Raw genomic sequence first — 20,209 nt, 5'->3', positions numbered from 1 at the left:
AGCGGCGGGGGGCAGCGGCAGGGATCAGATGAAGCCGAGGGCCGCCGCGCCACCCATGCCGCCGAGGAGCATGAAGACCGGCATCAGCACCTTGAGCTCCACCCAGCTGCCGGCGCGGAAGCGCATCGGCTTCGGCGGCCCGATCGGGTACCAGCGCTTGCCGGCGATGGGCAGGGGCCACAGGATCGGGCAGCCGGAGACGGTCAGCGCGTCACCGATGTCGTGGACGAGGGCGCCCAGCAGGATCGGCAGGCCGAGCCACAGGTACTCCTGGCCGGGGCCGGTGAAGAGCCAGTCCGCGCCGTTGCCCGGCTGGTCGAGCACCCCGGCGAGGATCCAGGCGCTGGTCGCCCCGAGCAGCCAGACCAGGACGTCGCTGGACATCCGGGCCGCCCGCCACAGCAGCCCTTCGACGGCCAGGACCAGGTGGACGAAGAGCAGCGCGAGCACGCCCCAGCGGTCGGTGGTGACGGCGAGCGCCGAGGAACCGGCGCCTATCAGGACCGCCCAGAGCCAGGTGTGGGTCAGCGTGCGGTGGCCTCCGGTGCGCCGGGCGTCGCGCGGGGAGCGGGTGGCTTTGTAGACGGCGTAGGAGATCTTGTCGACCACCTCGCACAGGCCCCGGGACAGCGGGCCGAAGGCGCGCGAGATCGTCGCCGACTTGTGGTCGAGGTCGGGGGCCAGGGCCGCCCCGGCGCAGATGAGCGCGCCGACGACGAGCACGGGCCATGGCATCGGGTGCCCGGCGGCGGCGGTCGCCGCCCCGACGCCCAGCCAGGCGGCCGCCCCGGACAGTGAGTGAGCCGGACCCATCATGTCTGTATCCCGCCCCGGTGCCGTGTGGTCGGGCTCCGTCGCGTGGTTCGGTCGGGCCGCCTCGACGGCACAGCGTACCGGGGATGATCTTCGATCCGGCCGCCGGTTCCCTCTTCCGGTCCGAAGCCAGGCAAGATGGGGGGTGTGACCCTCATTGATCAGCTCCCGCCGAACGCCGACCCCGACGCCCTCTTCGAAGCCTTCTCCTCGTGGGCGGAGGACCAGGGCATCACCCTGTACCCGGCGCAGGAGGAGGCACTGATCGAGGTGGTCTCCGGCGCGAACGTGATCCTCTCGACCCCGACCGGCTCCGGCAAGAGCCTCGTCGCGGCGGGCGCGCACTTCACGGCGCTGGCCCAGGACAAGGTCACCTTCTACACCGCGCCGATCAAGGCCCTGGTGTCGGAGAAGTTCTTCGACCTGTGCAAGCTGTTCGGCACCGAGAACGTCGGCATGCTCACCGGTGACGCCTCCGTGAACGCGGACGCCCCCGTGATCTGCTGCACCGCCGAGGTACTGGCCTCCATCGCCCTGCGCGACGGCAAGTACGCCGACATCGGCCAGGTCGTGATGGACGAGTTCCACTTCTACGCGGAGCCGGACCGCGGCTGGGCCTGGCAGATCCCGCTGCTGGAGCTGCCGCAGGCGCAGTTCGTCCTGATGTCGGCGACCCTCGGCGACATGAAGCGGTTCGAGGAGGACCTGACCCGGCGCACGGGCCGCCCGACCTCGGTGGTCCGCTCCGCCAGCCGGCCGGTCCCGCTGTCGTACGAGTACGTGACCACGCCGATCACGGACACCATCACCGAGCTGCTGGAGACCCGGCAGGCACCGGTCTACATCGTGCACTTCACGCAGGCCCAGGCGGTCGAGCGGGCGCAGTCGCTGATGAGCATCAACATGTGCACCCGCGAGGAGAAGGACAAGATCGCGGAGCTGATCGGCAACTTCCGTTTCACCACGAAGTTCGGCCAGAACCTCTCCCGCTACGTCCGCCACGGCATCGGCGTCCACCACGCGGGCATGCTGCCCAAGTACCGGCGCCTGGTGGAGAAGCTGGCCCAGGCCGGTCTGCTGAAGGTCATCTGCGGTACCGACACCCTCGGCGTCGGCGTCAACGTCCCCATCCGCACGGTGCTGTTCACGGCGCTCACCAAGTACGACGGCAGCCGCGTCCGCACGCTTCGCGCCCGCGAGTTCCACCAGATCGCCGGCCGCGCGGGCCGGGCCGGCTTCGACACGGCGGGCTTCGTGGTCGCGCAGGCGCCCGAGCACGTCATCGAGAACGAGAAGGCCCTCGCGAAGGCGGGCGACGACCCGAAGAAGCGCCGCAAGGTGGTCCGCAAGAAGGCCCCCGAGGGCTTCGTGGCCTGGTCGGACATCACCTTCGAGAAGCTCATCGCCGCCGACCCGGAGCCGCTGACCTCGCGCTTCAAGGTCACCAACATCATGCTGCTGTCGGTCATCGCCCGGCCTGGGGACGCCTTCAAGGCGATGCGCCACCTCCTGGAGGACAACCACGAGCCGCGCAAGGCCCAGCTGAGGCACATCCGCCGGGCCATCGCGATCTACCGTTCGCTGCTGGACGGCGGCGTCGTGGAGAAGCTCGACACCCCGGACGCGGAGGGCCGCACCATCCGGCTCACCGTCGACCTCCAGCAGGACTTCGCGCTGAACCAGCCGCTGTCCACCTTCGCGCTGGCCTCCTTCGACCTGCTCGACCCCGAATCCCCCTCCTACGCCCTGGACATGGTCTCGGTCGTCGAGTCCACCCTGGACGACCCGCGCCAGATCCTGGCCGCCCAGCAGAACAAGGAGCGGGGGATCGCGGTCGGCGCGATGAAGGCCGACGGGATCGAGTACGAGGAGCGCATGGAGCGGCTCCAGGACGTCACCTATCCCAAGCCCCTGGAGGAACTGCTGCTGCACGCCTACGACGTGTACAGCAAGAGCCACCCGTGGGTCCGCGACCACCCGGTCTCCCCCAAGTCGATCATCCGCGACATGTACGAGCGCGCGATGACCTTCACCGAGTTCACCTCCTTCTACGAGCTGGCCCGGACCGAGGGCATCGTGCTGCGCTACCTGGCCAGTGCCTTCAAGGCGCTGGACCACACGATCCCCGACGACCTCAAGTCCGAGGACCTCCAGGACCTCATCGAATGGCTGGGCGAGCTGGTCCGCCAGGTCGACTCCAGCCTGCTCGACGAGTGGGAGCAGCTGGCGAACCCGGAGGTGGAGACGGCGGAGCAGGCCCAGGAGAAGGCCGACCAGGTCAAGCCGGTCACGGCCAACGCCCGCGCCTTCCGTGTGCTGGTCCGCAACGCGATGTTCCGCCGGGTCGAGCTGGCGGCCCTGGACCACGTCAACGTGCTGGGCGAGCTGGACGCCGAGGCCGGCTGGGACGCCGACGCCTGGGGCGAGGCCATGGACGGCTACTGGGACGAGTACGACGACCTCGGCACCGGCCCCGACGCACGCGGCCCCAAGCTCCTCCAGATCGAGGAGGACCCGGCGCACGGGCTGTGGCGCGTCCGCCAGACCTTCGCCGACCCGAACGGCGACCATGGCTGGGGCATCAGCGCCGAGGTCGACCTCGCCGCGTCCGACGAGGAGGGCCGGGCCGTCATCCGGGTCACCTCGGTCGGCGAGCTCGGCACGCTCTGACCCCACCCCCCAAGCCGCCGGCCGGTGCGCAGCCGCCGGTCCCGACCGTGGAGAAGCCCTGATGACGAACCCCGCCGAGAGACTGGTCGATCTGCTCGACCTGGAGCAGATCGAAGTCAACATCTTCCGGGGGGCCAGCCCCCAGGAGTCCCTCCAGCGCGTGTTCGGCGGGCAGGTCGCCGGCCAGGCGCTGGTGGCGGCCGGCCGTACGACCGAGAGCGACCGCCCGGTCCACTCGCTGCACGCGTACTTCCTGCGCCCCGGGATCCCCGGGGTGCCGATCGTGTACCAGGTGGAGCGGGTGCGCGACGGGCGTTCCTTCACCACGCGCCGGGTCACCGCGGTCCAGCAGGGCAAGACCATCTTCAATCTGACCGCCTCCTTCCATCATCCGGAGGAGGGCGGCATCGAGCACCAGCTGCCGCCCCGCCTCGACTTCCCGCATCCGGACACGCTTCCGAAGGTCGTGGACGAGATCCGCGAGCACCTCGGCGCGCTGCCCGAGGCCCTGGAGCGGATGGCCCGCCGCCAGCCCTTCGACATCCGGTACGTGGACCGGCTCCGCTGGACTCCGGAGGAGCTCAAGGACGCCGATCCGCGCAGCGCGGTGTGGATGCGGGCGGTCGGCCCACTGGGCGACGACCCGCTCGTCCACACCTGCGCCCTCACCTACGCCAGTGACATGACCCTCCTCGACGCCGTCCGCATCCCCGTGGAACCGCTGTGGGGCATGCGCGGTTTCGACATGGCCTCGCTGGACCACGCCATGTGGTTCCACCGGCCGTTCCGGGCGGACGAGTGGTTCCTGTACGACCAGGAGTCACCCATCGCGCACGGCGGCCGCGGCCTGGCCCGTGGCCGGATCTACGACCTGGAGGGCAGGCTGCTGGTCTCCGTGGTCCAGGAGGGCCTCTTCCGCCCGCACCCGGCCGAGTCGGCCACGCCGGCCGTGTCCCCGCAGTAGTCCCTCCCCCCCTCTCCGCGTGACTCCCCGCACGTCACGCTCCCTGTCGTCACCGCACCGAACCGGGCGCCGGGCCTCCGCGCCCGGGCCCGAAGACCCGAAGAGCTGAGCGCACATGCCCTCCCCGGAACTCCCCTGCCCCTGCGGGCTGCCCGCCGCCTATCCGGCCTGCTGCGGCCGCTTCCACTCCGGCGACCGGCAGGCGCCCACCGCCGAACTGCTGATGCGCTCCCGCTTCAGCGCCTTCGCGGTCGGCGACACCGCCTACCTGCTGCGGTCCTGGCACTCCTCGACCCGTCCGCCCCGGCTCGACCTGGACCCCGGGCAGCGCTGGGAGCGGCTGGAGATCCTCGCCACCGAGCGCGGCGGCATGTTCGAGACGGAGGGGTCGGTGGACTTCCGGGCCCACTACCGGGAGGGCGGTCACACCGGCTCGCTGCGCGAGCACAGCTCCTTCTCCCGCGAGGGCGGGGCGTGGGTCTACGTCGGCCCCCTCTCCCCCGTCGAGTTCGACTGACCCCGCGCCCCGGTGAGGGCGAAGTCCAGGCTGGTGCGGTACCAGTGCACCTCGTCCGGGGGCTCCGCGAGCAGCAGCCTGCCGGCCACCGCCGCGGCCGCCGGGGCCTGCGGGTGCCCGTAGGGCGGGGGCGGTGCGAGGGCGGCCAGCACGATCCGTTCCGCCGGATCGGGGACGGCCAGCCGCACCTGCGGCTCGGGGAGCACGGAGGCCAGCACGGCCGCCCGCTCCCACGGGTCGGCGGTCCGTCTCAGCAACAGCCCCACATGCCGGCCCCGCCACCGGCGCGGGCGCAGATCGGCCCCGGCCGCCACCAGCTCCCGGTCCGGCGGGGGCGCGGCACCACTCAGCATCCCCGGTTCCCGGGCGGCGAACTCCCGCAGCTCCGCCGTCAGATAGAGCCAGACGATGACCCGGTAGCGGTTGATCCGGTAGCCGACCGGGGTGAGGTGCCCGCAGCGCGCGAGCCGGGTGAACCGGCTCGGGCCGATCCCCAGCACCCCCGCACCCGCGTCGGCGCCGGCCACCGTCTCGATCCGCGTCCGCAGGGCCTCCGGGAAGCCCTCCCCCGCCCTGACCCGGTCCAGCTCGGCGCGGGCGAAGCGGGCGGCCCCGCTCGGCGCCCGAGGGCCGGCGCGCACCAGTCCCAGCTGCACGGCCCGGGCGAACTCGCCCCGCCGCAGCCCCAGTTCCCCGGCCGCGCGGACGCCGCCCAGCAGTTCCTGGGGCCGCGCGTCTCCCCGTAACTCCGGACGGGGGTCCGGTCCGGGATCCTCCCGGAATTCCTCGCCGAGTTCCCCGCCGGCCGATACCGGCGCACGCTCCAGCGCTTCCACCTTCATCACGGTCCTCCCCCACGAGTGGCGATCACTCTGTGTGAAGACCGTAACTCAGCGCGATGACACGGCGCGAGGCCTGTGGATAACTTCCCCCTCGGCCCCCGGTACAGCCGTGCTCAGTCCCCGATCAGCCCCTGATCGGCCCCTCGATCAGCCCCGGTCAGCCCCCCGATCAGCCCGCACCAAGCGTCCCGCTCAGCCCCCGGTGATCCGCCGCTCCGCCACGCCCAAGTGCTCGCCCACCCGGTTGACCAGCAACGTCATCTCGTACGCCACCTGCACGATGTCCGCCTCGGCCGCACTCAGCGCGCACAGACAGCTGCCCGAGCCCGCCGCGACGACGAAGAGGAACCCCTCGTCGTACTCGACCATGGTCTGGCGCACCTCACCCGCCCGGAAGTGCCGTCCGGCCCCCTTCGCGAGGCTCTGCAACCCGGCCGCCACGGCCGCCAGGTGCTCGGAGTCCTCCCGCGCCAGTCCGGCGCTGGCCGCCGTCACCAGCCCGTCGTTCGACAACACCACCGCGTGGCGCACCTGTTGGACCCTGCGCGTCAGATCGTCCAGCAGCCAGTCGAGCTGCTTGTCCAGTGCCATTTCAAGCCCCTCCCCGTCGACGCGGCCGACGTGGCCGCGCCCCACCCCGCGTAGTCGTGGCGCAAGCCTTCCCCACCAGGTCCTTTCCGGCAAGGAGGATGGGCCCATGGCACAGAAGATGACTCAAGAGGAATGGCGGGCCTTCGTCTCCCACTCCACCCGCACCGGAAAGCTGTCCACGGTCCGTGAGGACGGAAGCCCGCACATCGCTCCGATCTGGTTCGTTCTCGACGGAGATTCCTTCGTGTTCAACACCGGGAGGAACACCGTCAAGGGGCGGAATCTGGCCCGCGACGGCCGCGTCGCCCTCTGCGTGGACGACGACCGGCCGCCCTTCTCCTACGTCGTCCTCCAAGGACGCGCCGAGATCAGCGACGACCTGGCGGAGATGCTGCCCTGGGCGACGCGGATCGGCGCCCGCTACATGGGCGAGGAGCGCGGCGAGGCCTTCGGCCGCCGCAACGCCGTGCCCGGCGAACTCCTCGTCCGCGTCCGCATCGACAAGGTGATCGCCACGGCCGGCATCGCCGACTGACCGCCCCGCCGGGGCCGGATCCGCCTCAGACGGGATCGGCCTGCGGCCCGACCGAGTCGAGCAGCCGGGCGGTGTGCACCCGCCCGGCGTACTCGACGAGCCGGATCAGCACCTCCTTGCCCGAGTCCTTGTCCCGGGCGTCGCACAGCACCACCGGCGTCCCCTGCTCCAGATCAAGGGCCCGCGCCACCTCGTCCGCCCCGTAACGGCGGGCGTCGGCGAAGCAGTTCACCGCCACCGCGAAGGGGATCCGCCGGTGCTCGAAGTAGTCCACGGCGGGGAAGCAGTCCTCCAGCCGCCGGGTATCGGCCAGCACGACCGCGCCGAGCGCGCCCCGCGCGAGGTCGTCCCACAGGAACCAGAACCGGTCCTGTCCCGGCGTCCCGAACAGGTACAGCGACAGCCCGGACCGGATGGTGATCCGGCCGAAGTCCATGGCCACGGTGGTCGTGGTCTTCTGGCCCACCCCGCCGGTGTCGTCGACGCGCTCGCCCGCCTCGCTGAGCAGTTCCTCCGTGCGCAAGGGCCGGATCTCGCTGACCGCCCCGACGAGCGTGGTCTTCCCGGCCCCGAAACCACCCGCCACCAGGATCTTCAAGGCGAGCGCGGCCAGTTCTCCGTCCGCGCCGGGATCCACGCCGGAGTCCGCGCCCGCATCCGCCCCGGCAGCCGTCCGGGAAGCCGCCCCGGCAGCCGTCCCTGAAGCCGCCCCCGGGGCCGGGCCGTCATCCGGTACCGCCCCCGGTCCGCAGTCGTCGTGCAGTCCCATCACAGCGCTCGCAATCCCTCGATGACTTCCCGCAGAATCCGCACGTTCGGCAGCCGGGCCGGCGGCACCGGACGGCTGACCGTGACGTGCCCCGCCTCCAGCAGGTCCCCCAGCAACACCCGCACCACCCCCACCGGCAGATCCGCCTCGGCGGCCAGCTCGGCCACCGACTGGGTCTCGTCCCGGCACAGCCCCAGCAGCGCCCGGTGCTCCGGACCGAGCAGCGACTCCTGCGCCACGCCCACCGCCGGGTCGACCACGACCAGCGCGATGAGGTCGAAGCGCACCCCGTGCGGCCCCGGCTTGGTCCGCCCTCCGGTCATCGCGTACGGGCGTACGAGCGGGCCCGCCTCGGCGTCGTACCACTGCCCCGTCACCATTCGGGCCTCCCCCCGGCCGCCGTTCTCATCCGGCGGCCGGCGGGCGGGCCGCGGACCGGGGCGGCGCGTACAGGTGCTCGCCGACCCGCTTGACCAGCCGGGCCATCTCGTACGCGATCAGCCCGATGTCCGCGCCGGCCTCGCCGAGGACGGCCAGGCAGGAGCCCTCCCCGGCTGCCGCGACGAACAGGAACCCCTCGTCCATCTCCACCATCGTCTGGCGCACGCCCCCGGCGTGGAAATGCCGGCTCGCGCCCTTGGCGAGGCTGTGGAAGCCGGAGGCCACGGCCGCCAGGTGTTCCGCGTCCTCCCGGCCCAGCCCGTGCGAGGAGCCCACGGCCAGCCCGTCGTCGGACAGGACCACGGCGTGCCGGACCTCGCGGACCCGTGTCACCAGGTCCTCCAGCAGCCAGTCCAGTTCACCGGAGCGGCGCACCCCGTCGAGGTCGGTCCTGCGGTGTTCGATCATCACGCTTCTCCTTCGTTGCCTGCGTGGGGGCGGGCCCCACCGTGGGCGTGCGCGGCCTCCTGGGAGCCGCGCGCCCAGCCGTCCCGGTACGCGGCCATCCGCTCCCGGGCCTGTTCCGGGCTGCGGCCGCGCGCCGGCGGCCGCCCTTCGGCCCCGCCGACGGAGTCGTCCCCGGGCGCGGCGGGGGCCTCGCGCAGCTGCGGGACCAGGCCGGCCTGGCGGATCCGGCGCGGCAGTGCGGTCACCGACCCGGCGGCGGGGCCCGGTACGGGGGCGGCCGTCGCGGCGGATGCCGCGTGGGTACGCGTACCAGCGCCACCGGGGCCGCGCGGCCGGAGGGGTGCCACCGGGGCGGAGCCCGGCTCGTGCCGTGCGGGGGCGGGCTCCGCGGCGTGGACGGGGGCCCCGGGGAGGACCGGCGCCGGGACGGGGGGCCGGCCGGGCGACGGAACGCCGCGCACGGTCTCCCGTACAGGACTCTCGGCCGGGGAGCGGTGCCGCCGCTCCTCCTCGGCGGCCCGGGCCCCGGTCCCGTCCGTGGCGTCCGGGCCGGGGGCTGCGGGGTCGGGCGCGCCCTGGAGGAGGGAGTGGGGCAGCAGCACCACGGCGGTGGTGCCGCCGTAGGGCGAGGTGCGCAGGTGGACCCGTACGCCGTGGCGGGCGGAGAGGCGGCTGACGACGAAGAGGCCGAGGCGGTCGCTGTCGAACAGGTCGAGGTCCTCGGACTGCTCGATCCGGCGGTTGGCCCCGGCGAGGGCCTCGCGGCCCATGCCGAGGCCGCGGTCCTCGACCTCCAGGACGTATCCGGTCCCGACGGGCTCGCCGCTGACGCGGACCCTGGTGTGCGGCGGGGAGAACTGGGCGGCGTTCTCGATCAGTTCGGCGAGGAGGTGGGTGAGGTCGGCCACCGAGGCGCCGACGACGGTGGTTTCGGCGAGGCCGCCGACCTCGACGCGGGTGTAGTCCTCGATCTCGGAGACGGCGGCGCGCACCACGGTGGTCAGCGGGACCGGCAGGCGCCAGGCGCGGCCGGGAGCGGCGCCCGAGAGGATGATCAGGCTCTCCGCGTGGCGGCGCATGCGGGTGGTGAGGTGGTCGAGGCGGAAGAGGTCGCCGAGCTCGCCGGGATCGTCGGCGCGCCGCTCCATCGAATCGAGCAGGGCGAGCTGCTTGTGGACCAGGACCTGGCTGCGGCGGGCGAGGTTGACGAAGACGCCGCTCACCCCGTCGGCGAGTTCGGCGCGTTCGACGGCGGCGCCGAGGGCGGCCCGGTGGACGGTGGCCAGGGCGGCGCCGACCTGGGTGATCTCGTCGGCGGCGGGCGCCCCGGCCGGGGTGGCGGCCTCGGCGTCGACGTCGACGGCCTGCCCGGCCCGGAGCCGGTCCATGGCGTGCGGGAGCTTGCGGTGGGCGATCTCCAGGGCGGCGTTGCGCAGCGAGACCAGTTCGACGACGAGGGCGCGGCCGATGCGGACCGAGATGACGAGCGAGGCGGCGACCGCGGCCAGGCCCAGCAGCACGGCGGCTCCGGCGGGGCTCAGCAGCGCCTCGGTGAGCGGGTCGGTGCGCCGCTGCGCCCCGGCCCGCGCGGCGTCCCGGATCTCGCGCATCGAGTCGCCGACGGTGGTGTACGCGGCCTCCCAGCCGGCGGGGACCTCCGTACGCGGCGTTTCGCGCGGCCCGGCGGCGGGGGCGGAGGCGGCGGCCAGGGCTTCCTCCTCGGCTCCGGTGAGTGCCGCGTAGGCGGCGCCCCTGGCCACGGCCTCCCAGGCGGCCCGCTGCGGCGCGGGCAGGTCGTCCGCGGCGGCGGTGGTCAGGGCACGCCGGGTCTCGACGGCCCCGGTCAGACGGCGCAGCGCCTCGCCGGTGCGCGGTCCCGGCAGGGCGAGCAGCGCGTCCTCGCGCGACAGCATCTCGCCGGCGCGGGCGAACTCCGCCAGGCCGCGGGCGGCGGCGCCGGGTGCGGCGGCCCCGTCACCGTCACCGTCCCCGGTGTCGAGGGCGCCCGCGACGGCGAGGGCGGAGTCGGTCACGCGGGTGTACGCCGCGTAGGTGCCGTCGGGGGTCGCACGGCGTCCGGTGACGTCCGCGCGGGCGGCGGCGAGCCCTTCCGCTCCGGTGACGAAGGCGCCGAGCCGGGCGACCACGTCGGGGCCGTGGTCATGGGCTTCGGCGACGGTGTGCCGGCCGTCGAGGCGGAGCCGGCGTACGGCGTCGTCGGTGCGCCGGGCCTGTTGGTCCAAGGCGGTCCGCTGGTCGGGGGCCGGGTCGGCCAGGAAGCGGAAGGCGGCGCGGCGTTCGGCCTGGAGCTCGGTCAGGGCGGCGGCGACGGGGGTGCGGATCTCGGCGTCGGCCTGCCGGGCGCGGCTGAGGCGGGCGACGTCCTGGGCGGCGCTGACGGTGGCGAAGGCCCAGAGGGCGAGCAGGGAGACGACCGGGACCATCAGCAGCGAGATGATCTTCGCCCGGACGCTGCCGGGCCGCGGCCTGAGCCGGGGCCGGGGTCCGGGGCGCGCGGCGGTGGGCGCGCCCCCGGTCGGGGAGGGGTGCGGGCCAGGGCCCGGCGGTTCCTCGGCGGCGGGACCGGCGTGCGCCCGCCGGCCGCGCGCCGGGGTCAGGGGCAACCGCGGAGCCGCTGCTTCCGGTCTATTGCGGGGTATGCGCATGGACTCCTCGTTCCGGGCGGTGCGTACGTGGGGGGGTGGGGGCGGTCGGGCCGTTCAGCGCGCGGGCACGGCGCCCCGCCCCGCGCGTCCCGGAGCGGCACCGGGCACGGCCCCTGACTCGGCGTTGGCCCCCGCGAACCGCGACGCGGCTCCCGGCTCGGTGTTCGACCCCGCCGGACGCGACACCGCCCCCGGCTCGGCACCGTCCCCCGAGGGCCGGGACGCCGCCGCCGACGCCGTCGCGGCCCGCTCGCCGGCGGTCGGGGACAGCGCCACGAAGGCGGCGGTGATGAACAGGTACGAGCCGAGTCCGACCGCGAGCGGGAAGACGAACTGCAAGGTGGTGGCTCCGGCGAGCGGCCGGTCCGACGGGCTGACGTGGACGGAGACGGCGAGCATCCCCGTGTAGTGCATGCTGCTGACGGCCAGGCCCATCACGAGGGAGGCCACGGTCACGGCCGCCGGGGACTTGATGGTGAAGGCGGCCCACAGCGCGACGGTCGCGGCCACGACGGCGATCACGACCGAGAGCCCGACCACCGGCGCCGCGTAGCTGATCCCGCCGTGCAGGCGCAGGGCGGCCATGCCGAGGTAGTGCATGCTCGCGACGCCGAGTCCGGTGGTGAGGCCGCCGATGAGGAGGGACCGGCCGTGGCCGACGGCGAAGACTCCGGCGCCCACGACGAGCATCGCGCCGAGCAGGCTGAGGAGGGTCAGCGGCACGTCGTAGCGGATGTCGGTGCCGGTGACGTGGAAGCCGAGCATCGCGACGAAGTGCATCGTCCAGATGCCGGTGCCGAGGGCGGAGGCCGCCGTGAGGAGCCAGTTGCGGCGGGAGGCGCCGGTCGCGGCGAGCGCGCGGACGGTGCAGCTCAGGCCGAGGGCGGCGCCGATCGACGCCATCACGTACGACAGTACGGGTGTCAGCCAGCCATAGGCGGCGTGGTCCAGGTGTCCCATGGCCGCGGACGCTAGTCCGGGTGAGGGCGCGAACACGGGGAGCATTTCGAAAGCCGCTGGAACTGCTGGAATATGACAGAGCGCCGTCGGTCTCCGATCACACCGCGTGCCACCTTGCACACGCCGCACCCGCCGCACAGACCGGCCGCCCGCCTCCGCGGTGCGGGACCATGGGAGGCATGAGCAACGGGAACCGCATGGACGAGGACCGCACGCGCGTGCAGGAGTTCTTCGGGGCGCGCGCCGCCGACTGGGACCGCAAGTTCCCCGGGGACGGCCCCGCTTTCGCGGCCGCCGTGGCCGAGTTGGGCGTCGGGCCGGGCGACCGGGTGCTCGACGCGGGCTGTGGCACGGGCCGGGCGCTGCCCCCGCTGCGTGCGGCGGTCGGGCCGTCCGGCACCGTCCTCGGGGTGGATGTCACCGAACGGATGCTGGCCGCCGCCCGGGAGGCGGGGCGGGACGCCGACGGCACGCTGGTGCGCGCGGACGTGACCCGGCTGCCGCTGCGCGACGGGGTGCTGGACGCGGTGTTCGGGGCCGGGCTGACCGGGCACCTGCCGGATCCGCCGTCGAACCTGCGCGAGCTCGCCCGCGTGGTCCGCCCCGGCGGCCGGCTCGCGCTCTTCCACTCGGTCGGGCGGGCCGCGCTCGCCGCCCGCCACGGTCGCGAACTGACCCCGGACGACCTGCGGGCGGAGCCCAACCTCCGCCCGCTGCTGGCCGGTTCCGGCTGGCAGATGACCTCGTACGCCGACGAGGACGACCGTTTCCTGGTCCTGGCGGCCCGCCTCCCCTGAGGCGTTCCCCCGGTACGCCGGCCCGCGCGCCGGAGCCCAGCGGCGCCCGGGGGCTACGCGGGCGGCTGGGCCTCGGCTCCGGCCGGGCGGCGCGGGTGCGGCACCGGGCACCCACCGCCGGGCACGGGGAACGTACCGAGCTCGCCGACGTCGTAGCCGTCGGGGTACCCCTTGATCTCCGGGTTCTGGCGGGCGTAGTGCGGGGCGCGGCGGGGTGGCAGCAGCCGTACCGCGCGGCCGCGCAGCCGCACGGCGCCGCGTACCAGCCGGCGCAGGGCGGGGTGCGGGGGCGCGTAGCGGAAGGCGTCCAGCAGTGGCTCGTCGAGGAGGGCCAGGGCCGCCCGGCGCACGGCGGGGGCGAGGGGCGCCGGGTACCAGGACGCCATCAGGCCGAGGGTGGAGTCGGCGACCTCGCGGCCGCCCTCGTCCCAGCCGAAGTGCTCGCGCTCGTAGGCGTCCAGGGTGGTCTCGAAGTCCTCGTACGAGCCCGGGATGTCCTTGATGCCGAGGTGGCGGCCCAGGGTGGCGTAGTAGTGCGCGCAGGCCCGGCGCTCGTGGTGGGTGAGCGGGCGCCAGCCGTAGGCCTCGATCCAGCGGGCGGGGATGACGACGAACGTGCACAGGACGTAGCGCATGTCGTCGTCGGAGATGTCGTAGGCACGGTGCATCTGGTTGACGCGGCGGATCGCGGTGCGGGCGGTGTCGCTGTCGAAGCCGTGCTCGACGACGGCGTCGAGGAGCAGGGCGGTGTCGTCGTAGCGCTTCTGGGTGCGCTCGGTGAACTCTGCGGTCTCGGCGAGCAGGGCACCGATGGAGGGAACCGCGTAGGTCCGCAGGAGGGCGAGTTCCAGGGCGCGGGTGAAGTCCCAGGGGAACTCGAAGGTGGCGGTGAGCCGGTAGATGGCCAGGAAGTCCTTGTCGGGGTCGAGGCGGAGGATCTCCCTGAGCCGGTCGTAGCGCTGCACCGGTGTCCTTTCTGTGGCGGGTGCCCAACTCTACGTGCGGGCGGCGGCCTTGGAAATCGGCCCTCGCGGACTCTCGACGTGCGTGTTACCCGCTGGTTAAGGTGCGCCGACGACATAGCCGGAGCGATCGGGAGGTCAGGTGTCCGAAGAGGAGGACGGGGGCTCGCTGTACGTGCTGACCGCCGTGCTGCTGACCCCCACGCGGTTCCCGGCGGTGTTCGGCGACGACTACCCGGAGGCCTGCGCCCTGCTGGGCGTGCCGCCGGCCGCCGACGGGTACGGGCTGGTGCTCGGGCAGGACGAGGAGGGGGCGCGCTGGACCGTCGTCGTGGACGACGTCTCGCTCGTGGCTGCGGCCATCGCCTCGTGGGACTGCGGCATGGAGTACGACCTGTCCCCCGACGAGCGGACGATCGTGGTCTCGCTGGCGGGCTGGCCGCTGGAGCTGACGGTGGCGGCGCCGGGCGTCCCGGAGCCGCACGATCCGGAGCAGGGCGCGGACGGCACGGGGCGGGTCCCGCTGGCCCCGCCGTCGGCGTCGGTGTGGGGACCGGTCCAGCGGCGGCTGGGGGCGGACCAGATCGCGCGGGAGTGGGCGGACTGGCGTGAGCGCGCAGCGCAGGACGGCGGGGCGGCCGCCGCGGCCCACCCCGGGCTGGCGCGGGCGCTGCGGGAGGCGGCGGCGTACACGCGGCAGGCACCGCCGCCGGGGCGGGTCCGGTCGGCCTTCGCCGGCGAGGACGCGCGGACGGTGCGGGCCGACGGGCCCGGCTGGTCGCTGGTGGCCCGCACCGACGACGCCGCCTTCGTCCTGCTGGACGAGGAACCCGGCGAGGTCCTGGCCGTACCCCGCGCGGGAGGCCCGGACCTGCCAGAGCTCCCCGGCCTGCCGGAGCTACTGGCGGCCCTGGACCGGGTGGCGATCCGCCCGTCCTGAGCCCGCCTGCTGCCCCGCGACGGGCGCGGGCGGCGACACGCTTGCCGACCGGCTCTGACTCGGCCGCCCCGCGGCAGGCGCCGGGCCGCGGCCGCGCATCCGGCCGCCACGGCTCGGCGTCAGACGCGTTCGAGGGGGACGTGCGGTGGCGCCGGCAGGGTGACGGCGATGGAGTCGCCGGGGCGGACCGTGCCGCCCCGGCGGACCACGGCCATGATCCCGGCCTTGCGCACCACCCGGCCGTCCCCGTCCCGGCCGACGACCTGCTTGAGCAGCCCGTCCTGGAAGGCGTTGATCTGCGGGCACGGGTTGCGCAGCCCCGTCACCTCCACGACCGCCTCTCCGCCGAGCCCCAGCAGCGTGCCGGTGGGCAGGGCGTGCAGGTCTATGCCCTCGGTGGTGACGTTCTCCCCCAGCTCGCCCGGCGCGACGCTGAAGCCCGCCCTGGCCACCTCGTCGAACAGCTCGCGGTGGATGAGGTGCACCTGCCGGAGGTTCGGCTGGGTCGGATCCGCCGCCACCCGCGAGCGGTGCCTGACCGTGACCCCCGCGTGCACGTCGCCCTCCACACCCAGCCCCGCGAGCAGGGTGATGCTCGCGCGGTTGGGCTTCGTGAACGCGTACACGGCGTTGCTGCTGACCGCTGCGATCTGGCCGGTGGTTCCCATGTGGCCCTTCCCCCCTGGCCGCCGTCAGCGGCCGAGCTGCTTCCTCGATATGCCCCGCAGACGACGCTTCTGGGAGGAGTCCAGCAGGAGGTAGGCCACGACCGGGACCCCGACCAGGACCGCCAGCCCCGCCCAGAACCCGACCAGGGCGTACAGCACGACCGCCGCCACGACCGCGCCGACCGCGATCTTCGCGCCCTTCGACATCTGCGGACACCTCCTTCTCCGACCATCGTCCGTCACCCGCTCAACGTGCCGCCCCGGGCGTACGTTCCCGGCCACCGGCGCGTCCCGCCCGGTCCGGCCACCGGACGGATTCCGGCACGGGTCCGGCACGGGTCCGGCACGGGTCCGGCACGGGTCCGGCACGGGTTCCGCACGGGTGGCCGACGCGGCGCTTGTCCGGCGCCCGGGGCCGCACGACGATGGGGGCCGCTCCGCGTACCGCGGCGCCACGGCCCCTCGGGAGGGTGACATGGGCGATCCGTCGTCGGCGCTGCCGAGCGGGGCCGATCCCGCCGCGCGCACGCGCGTCCTGCGGCGGGCGCACGAGGCCTTCGTCCGGGACGGACGGGTCGAGCCGCCGGTCCGGACGGTGATCGCGACGTCCTGGCGGCGGTGCGCGCGGGCACGGGTCAGCCCGGAGTGCGCGCCCGGCCTGGAACTGGCGGAGGCGGACCTGCGCGGCTATCGAGCGCAGCACCCCCTGTCCCGGGTGATGCCACTGGTCCGGGACCTGGTCGGGACGTTCGCCGCGCACGGGGCGCACCTGCTCGCGGTGTGCGACGCCCGCGGCGGCCTGCTGTGGGTCGAGGGGGAGCCGGCCACGCTGCGGCGGGCCGAGCGGCTGGGCTTCGTACCGGGGGCGCGCTGGGCGGAGTCCGTGATGGGAACCAACGCGCCCGGCACGGCGGTCGCGCTCGGGGAGCCCGTCCAGGTCTTCGGGGCCGAGCACTTCAGCCGGCTCGTGGACCCGTGGACCTGCGCGGCGGCCCCGGTGCGCGACCCCGCCACCGGCCGGGTGCTGGGGGCGGTCGACATCACCGGAGGGGACGGGCTGGCGCACCCGCACTCGCTGGCGTTCGTACGGGCGGTGGCCCGGGCCGCCGAAACCCAGCTGGCGCTCCTCGCCCCGCCACCGGGGCGGTCCACGGGCCCCGACGGCCTGACGGCGCTCGGCCGCGACCGGGCCCTCCTGGAACTCGGCGGCCGGCGCATCACCCTGGGGCGGCGGCACAGCGAGATCATGGCCCTGCTCGCGCACCACCCCGAGGGGCTGTCGGGGGCGGAACTCGCCTTCGCCCTGTACGAGGACGAGTCCGTCCCGGCGGTGACCCTGCGGGCGGAGGTGGCCCGGCTGCGCTCCCTGCTGGGCGCCGGGGCCCTGCTTTCCCGCCCCTACCGGACCGCCGTCCCCCTGGAGGCCGACTTCACCGCCGTGGCCCGGCACCTGGCGGCGGGCGCCGTCTCGGCGGCCCTGACCCGCTACCCGGGCCCGCTGCTGCCGGCCTCGGCCGCGCCCGGCATCGTACGGCTGCGGCGGCGGATCGAGGACCAGGCGCGGGCGGCGGTGATCGCCCGGGCGGACGCCGGGCTGCTGGCCGACTGGGTGTGCGGCCCGTGGGGCGCGGAGGACCCGGCGGTGTGGCGGGCACTGGCCGCGGCCCTGCCGCCACGGGACCGGCCGGCCGCGCTGGCCCGCGTACGGGCCCTCGACGCGGAGCTGGGCACGGGGCCACAGGCATCCGGGCGGTGGGCGACGTAGCTCCGGCGGTATGCCGGGCAGCCCCGGCGCATGTGCAACGTATCCGCAACCCTCCCGCTCCTAGCCTCCTCCCCGAGCGCCTGCCGACGGCGGCGGCGCCCTGCGGCAAGGGGAGGAACACCATGGCCCGGTACGCGGCGCCCGGTACGGAGGGCGCGCTGATGTCGTACGCGTCCCGCTACGGCCACTTCATCGGCGGCGAGTACGTCGAGCCGGTGCGGGGCGGATACTTCGAGAACCCCTCCCCCGTCACCGGCCGGCCGTTCACCGAGGTCGCGCGGGGCACGGCGGAGGACGTGGAGAGGGCCCTGGACGCGGCGCACGCGGCGGCGCCGGCCTGGGGCCGCACCTCGGCGGGCGAGCGTTCGACGCTCCTGCTGCGCATCGCGGACCGGATGGAGCAGCACCTGGAGGCCCTCGTGGTCGCCGAGACCTGGGAGAACGGCAAACCGGTCCGCGAGACCCTCGCCGCGGACCTGCCGCTCGCGATCGACCAGTTCCGTTACTTCGCGGGGGCGCTGCGCGCCCAGGAGGGGGCGCTCAGCCAGCTCGACGACGACACGGTGGCCTACCACTTCCACGAGCCGCTGGGTGTGGTCGCGCAGATCATCCCGTGGAACTTCCCGATCCTGATGGCCGTGTGGAAGCTCGCGCCGGCGCTGGCCGCCGGGAACGCGGTGGTCCTCAAGCCGGCCGAGCAGACGCCGGCTTCGGTGCACTTCTGGCTGAGCCTGGTGTCCGACCTGCTGCCGCCGGGGGTGCTGAACATCGTCAACGGCTTCGGCGAGGAGGCGGGCAAGCCGCTCGCGTCGAGTCCGCGCGTGGCGAAGGTGGCCTTCACCGGGGAGACCTCGACGGGGCGCCTGATCATGCAGTACGCGGCCGAGCACTTGAAGCCGGTCACCCTCGAACTCGGGGGCAAGAGCCCGAACCTCTTCTTCGACGACATCTGGACCACCGACGACGACCTGCGCGACAAGGCCCTGGAGGGCTTCACGATGTTCGCGCTGAACCAGGGCGAGGTCTGTACGAGCCCGTCGCGCGCGCTGATCGAACGCGGCCGGTACGGGGACTTCCTGGAGGCGGCCGTCGCCCGCACCGAGCTGATCGTGCCGGGCCACCCGCTGGACACCGACACCATGATCGGCGCGCAGGCCTCCGAGGAGCAGCTGCGGAAGGTCCTCTCGTACGTGGAGATCGGCCAGCGGGAGGGAGCGAAGATCCTCACGGGCGGCGGCCGCATCGACCACGGCGGCGATCTGGCGGGCGGCTTCTACGTCCAGCCCACCATCTTCGAGGGCGACAACCGGATGCGCATCTTCCAGGAGGAGATCTTCGGTCCGGTGGTGTCGGTGACCTCGTTCGAGGACTTCGACGACGCGGTCCGCATCGCCAACGACACCGCCTACGGCCTGGGCGCCGGCGTCTGGACCCGTGACATCAACACGGCGTACCGCGCGGGCCGCGCCATCCAGGCGGGCCGCGTCTGGACGAACTGCTACCACGCCTACCCTGCCCACGCCGCCTTCGGCGGCTACAAGCAGTCGGGCATCGGCCGCGAGACCCACAAGATGATGCTGGAGCACTACCAGCAGACGAAGAACCTCCTCGTCTCGTACTCCCCGAAGCGGCTCGGCTTCTTCTAGGCCGCCGGGAGCCGGTGCGGCCCGGCATGGCGCTCCCTGGAGCGCTATGCCGTTATTACGTGGATATCCTATGAAGTGTGATCGAGTCTGGAGGGCCGCGGCTCCGTCGCCTCCACGGTGGGGGGACGCTCGTGCGGCTGTCGCCGGTCGTCCTGACCATCGTGATCGCGGGGCTGGCCTACGCCACGCCGCCGGAGATGGCCTTCAGCCGGCTCCTGCCCGCGGCGCCGGCGCTGGCGGCCGCCATGTGGCCGGTGCTGCCCACCGTCCTGCTCGGGACGGTCTGCCTCTTCCTCATGATCGGTCTCAGCCTCGTCTTCCCCGATCTGGGGACGTGGTGGACGGCCGCGGGGATCATCGCGGTCACCGTGGCCGCCGCCTACGGGAGCCACGCCCGGCTCCAGCGCGAGCGCACCCTCTTCCAGGTACGGCTCGTCGCCGAGGCGGCGCAGCAGGTGGTGCTCAGCCCCATGCCGCGCCGCCTCGGAAACGTCGAGATCGAGTCGCTGTACCTCGCGGCCGCCGCGGAGGCCCGTATCGGCGGGGACTTCTACGAGGTCGCCGACACGCCGTACGGGGTCAGGCTGCTCATCGGTGACGTGCGCGGCAAGGGCCTGCCCGCGGTGGGGGCGGCCGCGGCGATCGTCAACGCCTTCCGGGAGGCGGCCTACGGCGAGAGCGACATGGTGGACGTCGCGCGCAGGCTGGACGCCAGCAGCATGCGGTACAACGCCGCCTTCCCCGCCGACGGACCGACGGAGCGTTTCGCCACCGCCCTGATCGCCGAGATCCCGCACGGGGCCGGCCATATCGACGTCCTGAACTGCGGGCACCCGCCTCCCCTGCTCCTGAACGGCGGGAAGCTCCACGTCCTGGAGTCCGCCGCCCCTTCACCGCTGCTCAGCCTCGCGGACCTGATCGGTGACCACTACACCGTCGACACCTTCGACCTGGCCCCCGGCGACCTGCTGCTCTTCTACACCGACGGGATCGCCGAGGCCCGCGCCCGTAACGGCGAGTTCTTCCCGCTGGCGGCCTGGATGCGCCGCCGCTCCCCCACCCCGCCCCGCGAACTGCTCGCGGCCCTCCACCACGACCTCCTGCACTACAGCCGAGGCCGCCTCGACGACGACATCGCCGCCCTGGCCGTGCGCCTGGGCGGGCCTGAGGAGCAGGTTCCGGCGAGCGGTACGGACGGCCGCCGGATTCGCTGAAACCGCCCTGCGGGCGGGAGTGCTTCTGGCAAGATCCGTCC

20 protein-coding genes are annotated in these 20,209 nt (G+C 74.1%); 9 read left to right on the top strand and 11 right to left on the bottom strand.

What is annotated here, in order from left to right:
• Nucleotides 1-24: 24 nt before the first annotated feature.
• Entirely contained in the window at nt 25-816 is a 792-nt protein-coding gene (locus ACZ6ZT_RS04020; protein WP_469715289.1) for a metal-dependent hydrolase, read from the bottom strand.
• A 144-nt stretch (nt 817-960) separates the two neighbouring features.
• Here ACZ6ZT_RS04020 and ACZ6ZT_RS04015 point away from each other — a divergent pair, with 144 nt between their 5' ends.
• From ACZ6ZT_RS04015 to ACZ6ZT_RS04005, 3 genes are all read left to right on the top strand, one after another.
• The gene (locus ACZ6ZT_RS04015) at nt 961-3,483 is read left to right on the top strand and encodes a DEAD/DEAH box helicase (protein ID WP_469715287.1); all 2,523 of its coding nucleotides are present in this window, start codon (nt 961-963) and stop codon (nt 3,481-3,483) included.
• A 61-nt stretch (nt 3,484-3,544) separates the two neighbouring features.
• Entirely contained in the window at nt 3,545-4,447 is a 903-nt protein-coding gene (locus ACZ6ZT_RS04010; protein ID WP_469715285.1) for an acyl-CoA thioesterase, read from the top strand.
• 115 nt (nt 4,448-4,562) lie between these two features.
• On the top strand, nt 4,563-4,964 hold the full coding sequence (locus tag ACZ6ZT_RS04005; RefSeq protein ID WP_469715283.1) for a YchJ family protein: 402 nt from the start codon (nt 4,563-4,565) through the stop codon (nt 4,962-4,964).
• Here the strand turns inward: ACZ6ZT_RS04005 and ACZ6ZT_RS04000 are convergent.
• Nucleotides 4,928-5,806: a DUF6397 family protein gene (locus ACZ6ZT_RS04000; protein ID WP_469715282.1), complete on the bottom strand. Its 879-nt coding sequence runs from the start codon at nt 5,804-5,806 to the stop codon at nt 4,928-4,930. The two genes, ACZ6ZT_RS04005 and ACZ6ZT_RS04000, sit on opposite strands and share 37 nt — an antisense overlap.
• A 192-nt stretch (nt 5,807-5,998) precedes the next feature.
• A complete protein-coding gene (locus ACZ6ZT_RS03995) occupies nt 5,999-6,397 on the bottom strand; it encodes a roadblock/LC7 domain-containing protein (RefSeq protein WP_469715280.1) in 399 nt (132 codons plus the stop codon).
• Between the two features lie 106 nt (nt 6,398-6,503).
• Between ACZ6ZT_RS03995 and ACZ6ZT_RS03990 the strand changes: the two genes are divergently transcribed.
• The gene (locus ACZ6ZT_RS03990) at nt 6,504-6,932 is read left to right on the top strand and encodes a PPOX class F420-dependent oxidoreductase (protein WP_469715278.1); all 429 of its coding nucleotides are present in this window, start codon (nt 6,504-6,506) and stop codon (nt 6,930-6,932) included.
• A 25-nt stretch (nt 6,933-6,957) separates the two neighbouring features.
• Here the strand turns inward: ACZ6ZT_RS03990 and ACZ6ZT_RS03985 are convergent, their stop codons facing one another.
• From ACZ6ZT_RS03985 to ACZ6ZT_RS03965, 5 genes are read right to left on the bottom strand one after another with little or no spacing between them, the layout of a single operon-like run.
• A complete protein-coding gene (locus ACZ6ZT_RS03985; protein WP_469715277.1) occupies nt 6,958-7,701 on the bottom strand; it encodes a GTP-binding protein in 744 nt (247 codons plus the stop codon).
• Nucleotides 7,701-8,081 carry a DUF742 domain-containing protein gene (locus tag ACZ6ZT_RS03980; RefSeq protein ID WP_469715275.1) on the bottom strand — a complete coding sequence of 127 codons (381 nt, stop codon included), beginning with the start codon at nt 8,079-8,081 and terminating at the stop codon, nt 7,701-7,703. The genes ACZ6ZT_RS03985 and ACZ6ZT_RS03980 overlap by 1 nt, the downstream gene beginning before the upstream one ends.
• Nucleotides 8,082-8,106: 25 nt before the next feature.
• Nucleotides 8,107-8,550 (bottom strand): roadblock/LC7 domain-containing protein, encoded by a 444-nt coding sequence (locus ACZ6ZT_RS03975; RefSeq protein ID WP_469715273.1) that lies wholly within the window; start codon nt 8,548-8,550, stop codon nt 8,107-8,109.
• Complete coding sequence (locus tag ACZ6ZT_RS03970) at nt 8,550-11,216, bottom strand: sensor histidine kinase (protein ID WP_469715272.1); 2,667 nt, start codon at nt 11,214-11,216, stop codon at nt 8,550-8,552. The genes ACZ6ZT_RS03975 and ACZ6ZT_RS03970 overlap by 1 nt, the downstream gene beginning before the upstream one ends.
• 54 nt (nt 11,217-11,270) lie before the next feature.
• A complete protein-coding gene (locus ACZ6ZT_RS03965) occupies nt 11,271-12,176 on the bottom strand; it encodes an MHYT domain-containing protein (protein ID WP_469715270.1) in 906 nt (301 codons plus the stop codon).
• Nucleotides 12,177-12,373: 197 nt separating this feature from the next.
• Between ACZ6ZT_RS03965 and ACZ6ZT_RS03960 the strand changes: the two genes are divergently transcribed.
• Nucleotides 12,374-12,973 (top strand): class I SAM-dependent methyltransferase, encoded by a 600-nt coding sequence (locus ACZ6ZT_RS03960; protein WP_469715818.1) that lies wholly within the window; start codon nt 12,374-12,376, stop codon nt 12,971-12,973.
• Nucleotides 12,974-13,026: 53 nt separating this feature from the next.
• On the opposite strand, the gene ACZ6ZT_RS03955 is transcribed toward ACZ6ZT_RS03960, so the two are convergent.
• Nucleotides 13,027-13,938: an oxygenase MpaB family protein gene (locus tag ACZ6ZT_RS03955; protein ID WP_469715268.1), complete on the bottom strand. Its 912-nt coding sequence runs from the start codon at nt 13,936-13,938 to the stop codon at nt 13,027-13,029.
• Between the two features lie 139 nt (nt 13,939-14,077).
• Between ACZ6ZT_RS03955 and ACZ6ZT_RS03950 the strand changes: the two genes are divergently transcribed.
• Nucleotides 14,078-14,875 carry a hypothetical protein gene (locus ACZ6ZT_RS03950; protein ID WP_469715266.1) on the top strand — a complete coding sequence of 266 codons (798 nt, stop codon included), beginning with the start codon at nt 14,078-14,080 and terminating at the stop codon, nt 14,873-14,875.
• Between the two features lie 119 nt (nt 14,876-14,994).
• Here the strand turns inward: ACZ6ZT_RS03950 and ACZ6ZT_RS03945 are convergent, their stop codons facing one another.
• On the bottom strand, nt 14,995-15,543 hold the full coding sequence (locus ACZ6ZT_RS03945) for an MOSC domain-containing protein (protein WP_469715264.1): 549 nt from the start codon (nt 15,541-15,543) through the stop codon (nt 14,995-14,997).
• Nucleotides 15,544-15,567: 24 nt separating this feature from the next.
• On the bottom strand, nt 15,568-15,750 hold the full coding sequence (locus ACZ6ZT_RS03940; protein ID WP_469715263.1) for a hypothetical protein: 183 nt from the start codon (nt 15,748-15,750) through the stop codon (nt 15,568-15,570).
• Nucleotides 15,751-16,018: 268 nt separating this feature from the next.
• On the opposite strand from ACZ6ZT_RS03940, the gene ACZ6ZT_RS03935 reads away from it, so the two are divergent.
• The 3 genes from ACZ6ZT_RS03935 to ACZ6ZT_RS03925 all read left to right on the top strand — a co-directional run bounded on the left by ACZ6ZT_RS03935 (nt 16,019) and on the right by ACZ6ZT_RS03925 (nt 20,168).
• A complete protein-coding gene (locus ACZ6ZT_RS03935; protein WP_469715261.1) occupies nt 16,019-17,308 on the top strand; it encodes a GAF domain-containing protein in 1,290 nt (429 codons plus the stop codon).
• Nucleotides 17,309-17,430: 122 nt separating this feature from the next.
• The gene (gene exaC / locus ACZ6ZT_RS03930; RefSeq protein ID WP_469715260.1) at nt 17,431-18,954 is read left to right on the top strand and encodes an acetaldehyde dehydrogenase ExaC; all 1,524 of its coding nucleotides are present in this window, start codon (nt 17,431-17,433) and stop codon (nt 18,952-18,954) included.
• 131 nt (nt 18,955-19,085) lie between these two features.
• Nucleotides 19,086-20,168 carry a PP2C family protein-serine/threonine phosphatase gene (locus ACZ6ZT_RS03925; protein ID WP_469715258.1) on the top strand — a complete coding sequence of 361 codons (1,083 nt, stop codon included), beginning with the start codon at nt 19,086-19,088 and terminating at the stop codon, nt 20,166-20,168.
• Nucleotides 20,169-20,209: the final 41 nt, after the last annotated feature.

Source organism: Streptomyces sp. NPDC102258 (assembly GCF_055584685.1).
The sequence above is the reverse complement of the archived record's forward strand: the minus strand, read 5'-3'. Positions and strand labels throughout refer to the sequence as shown.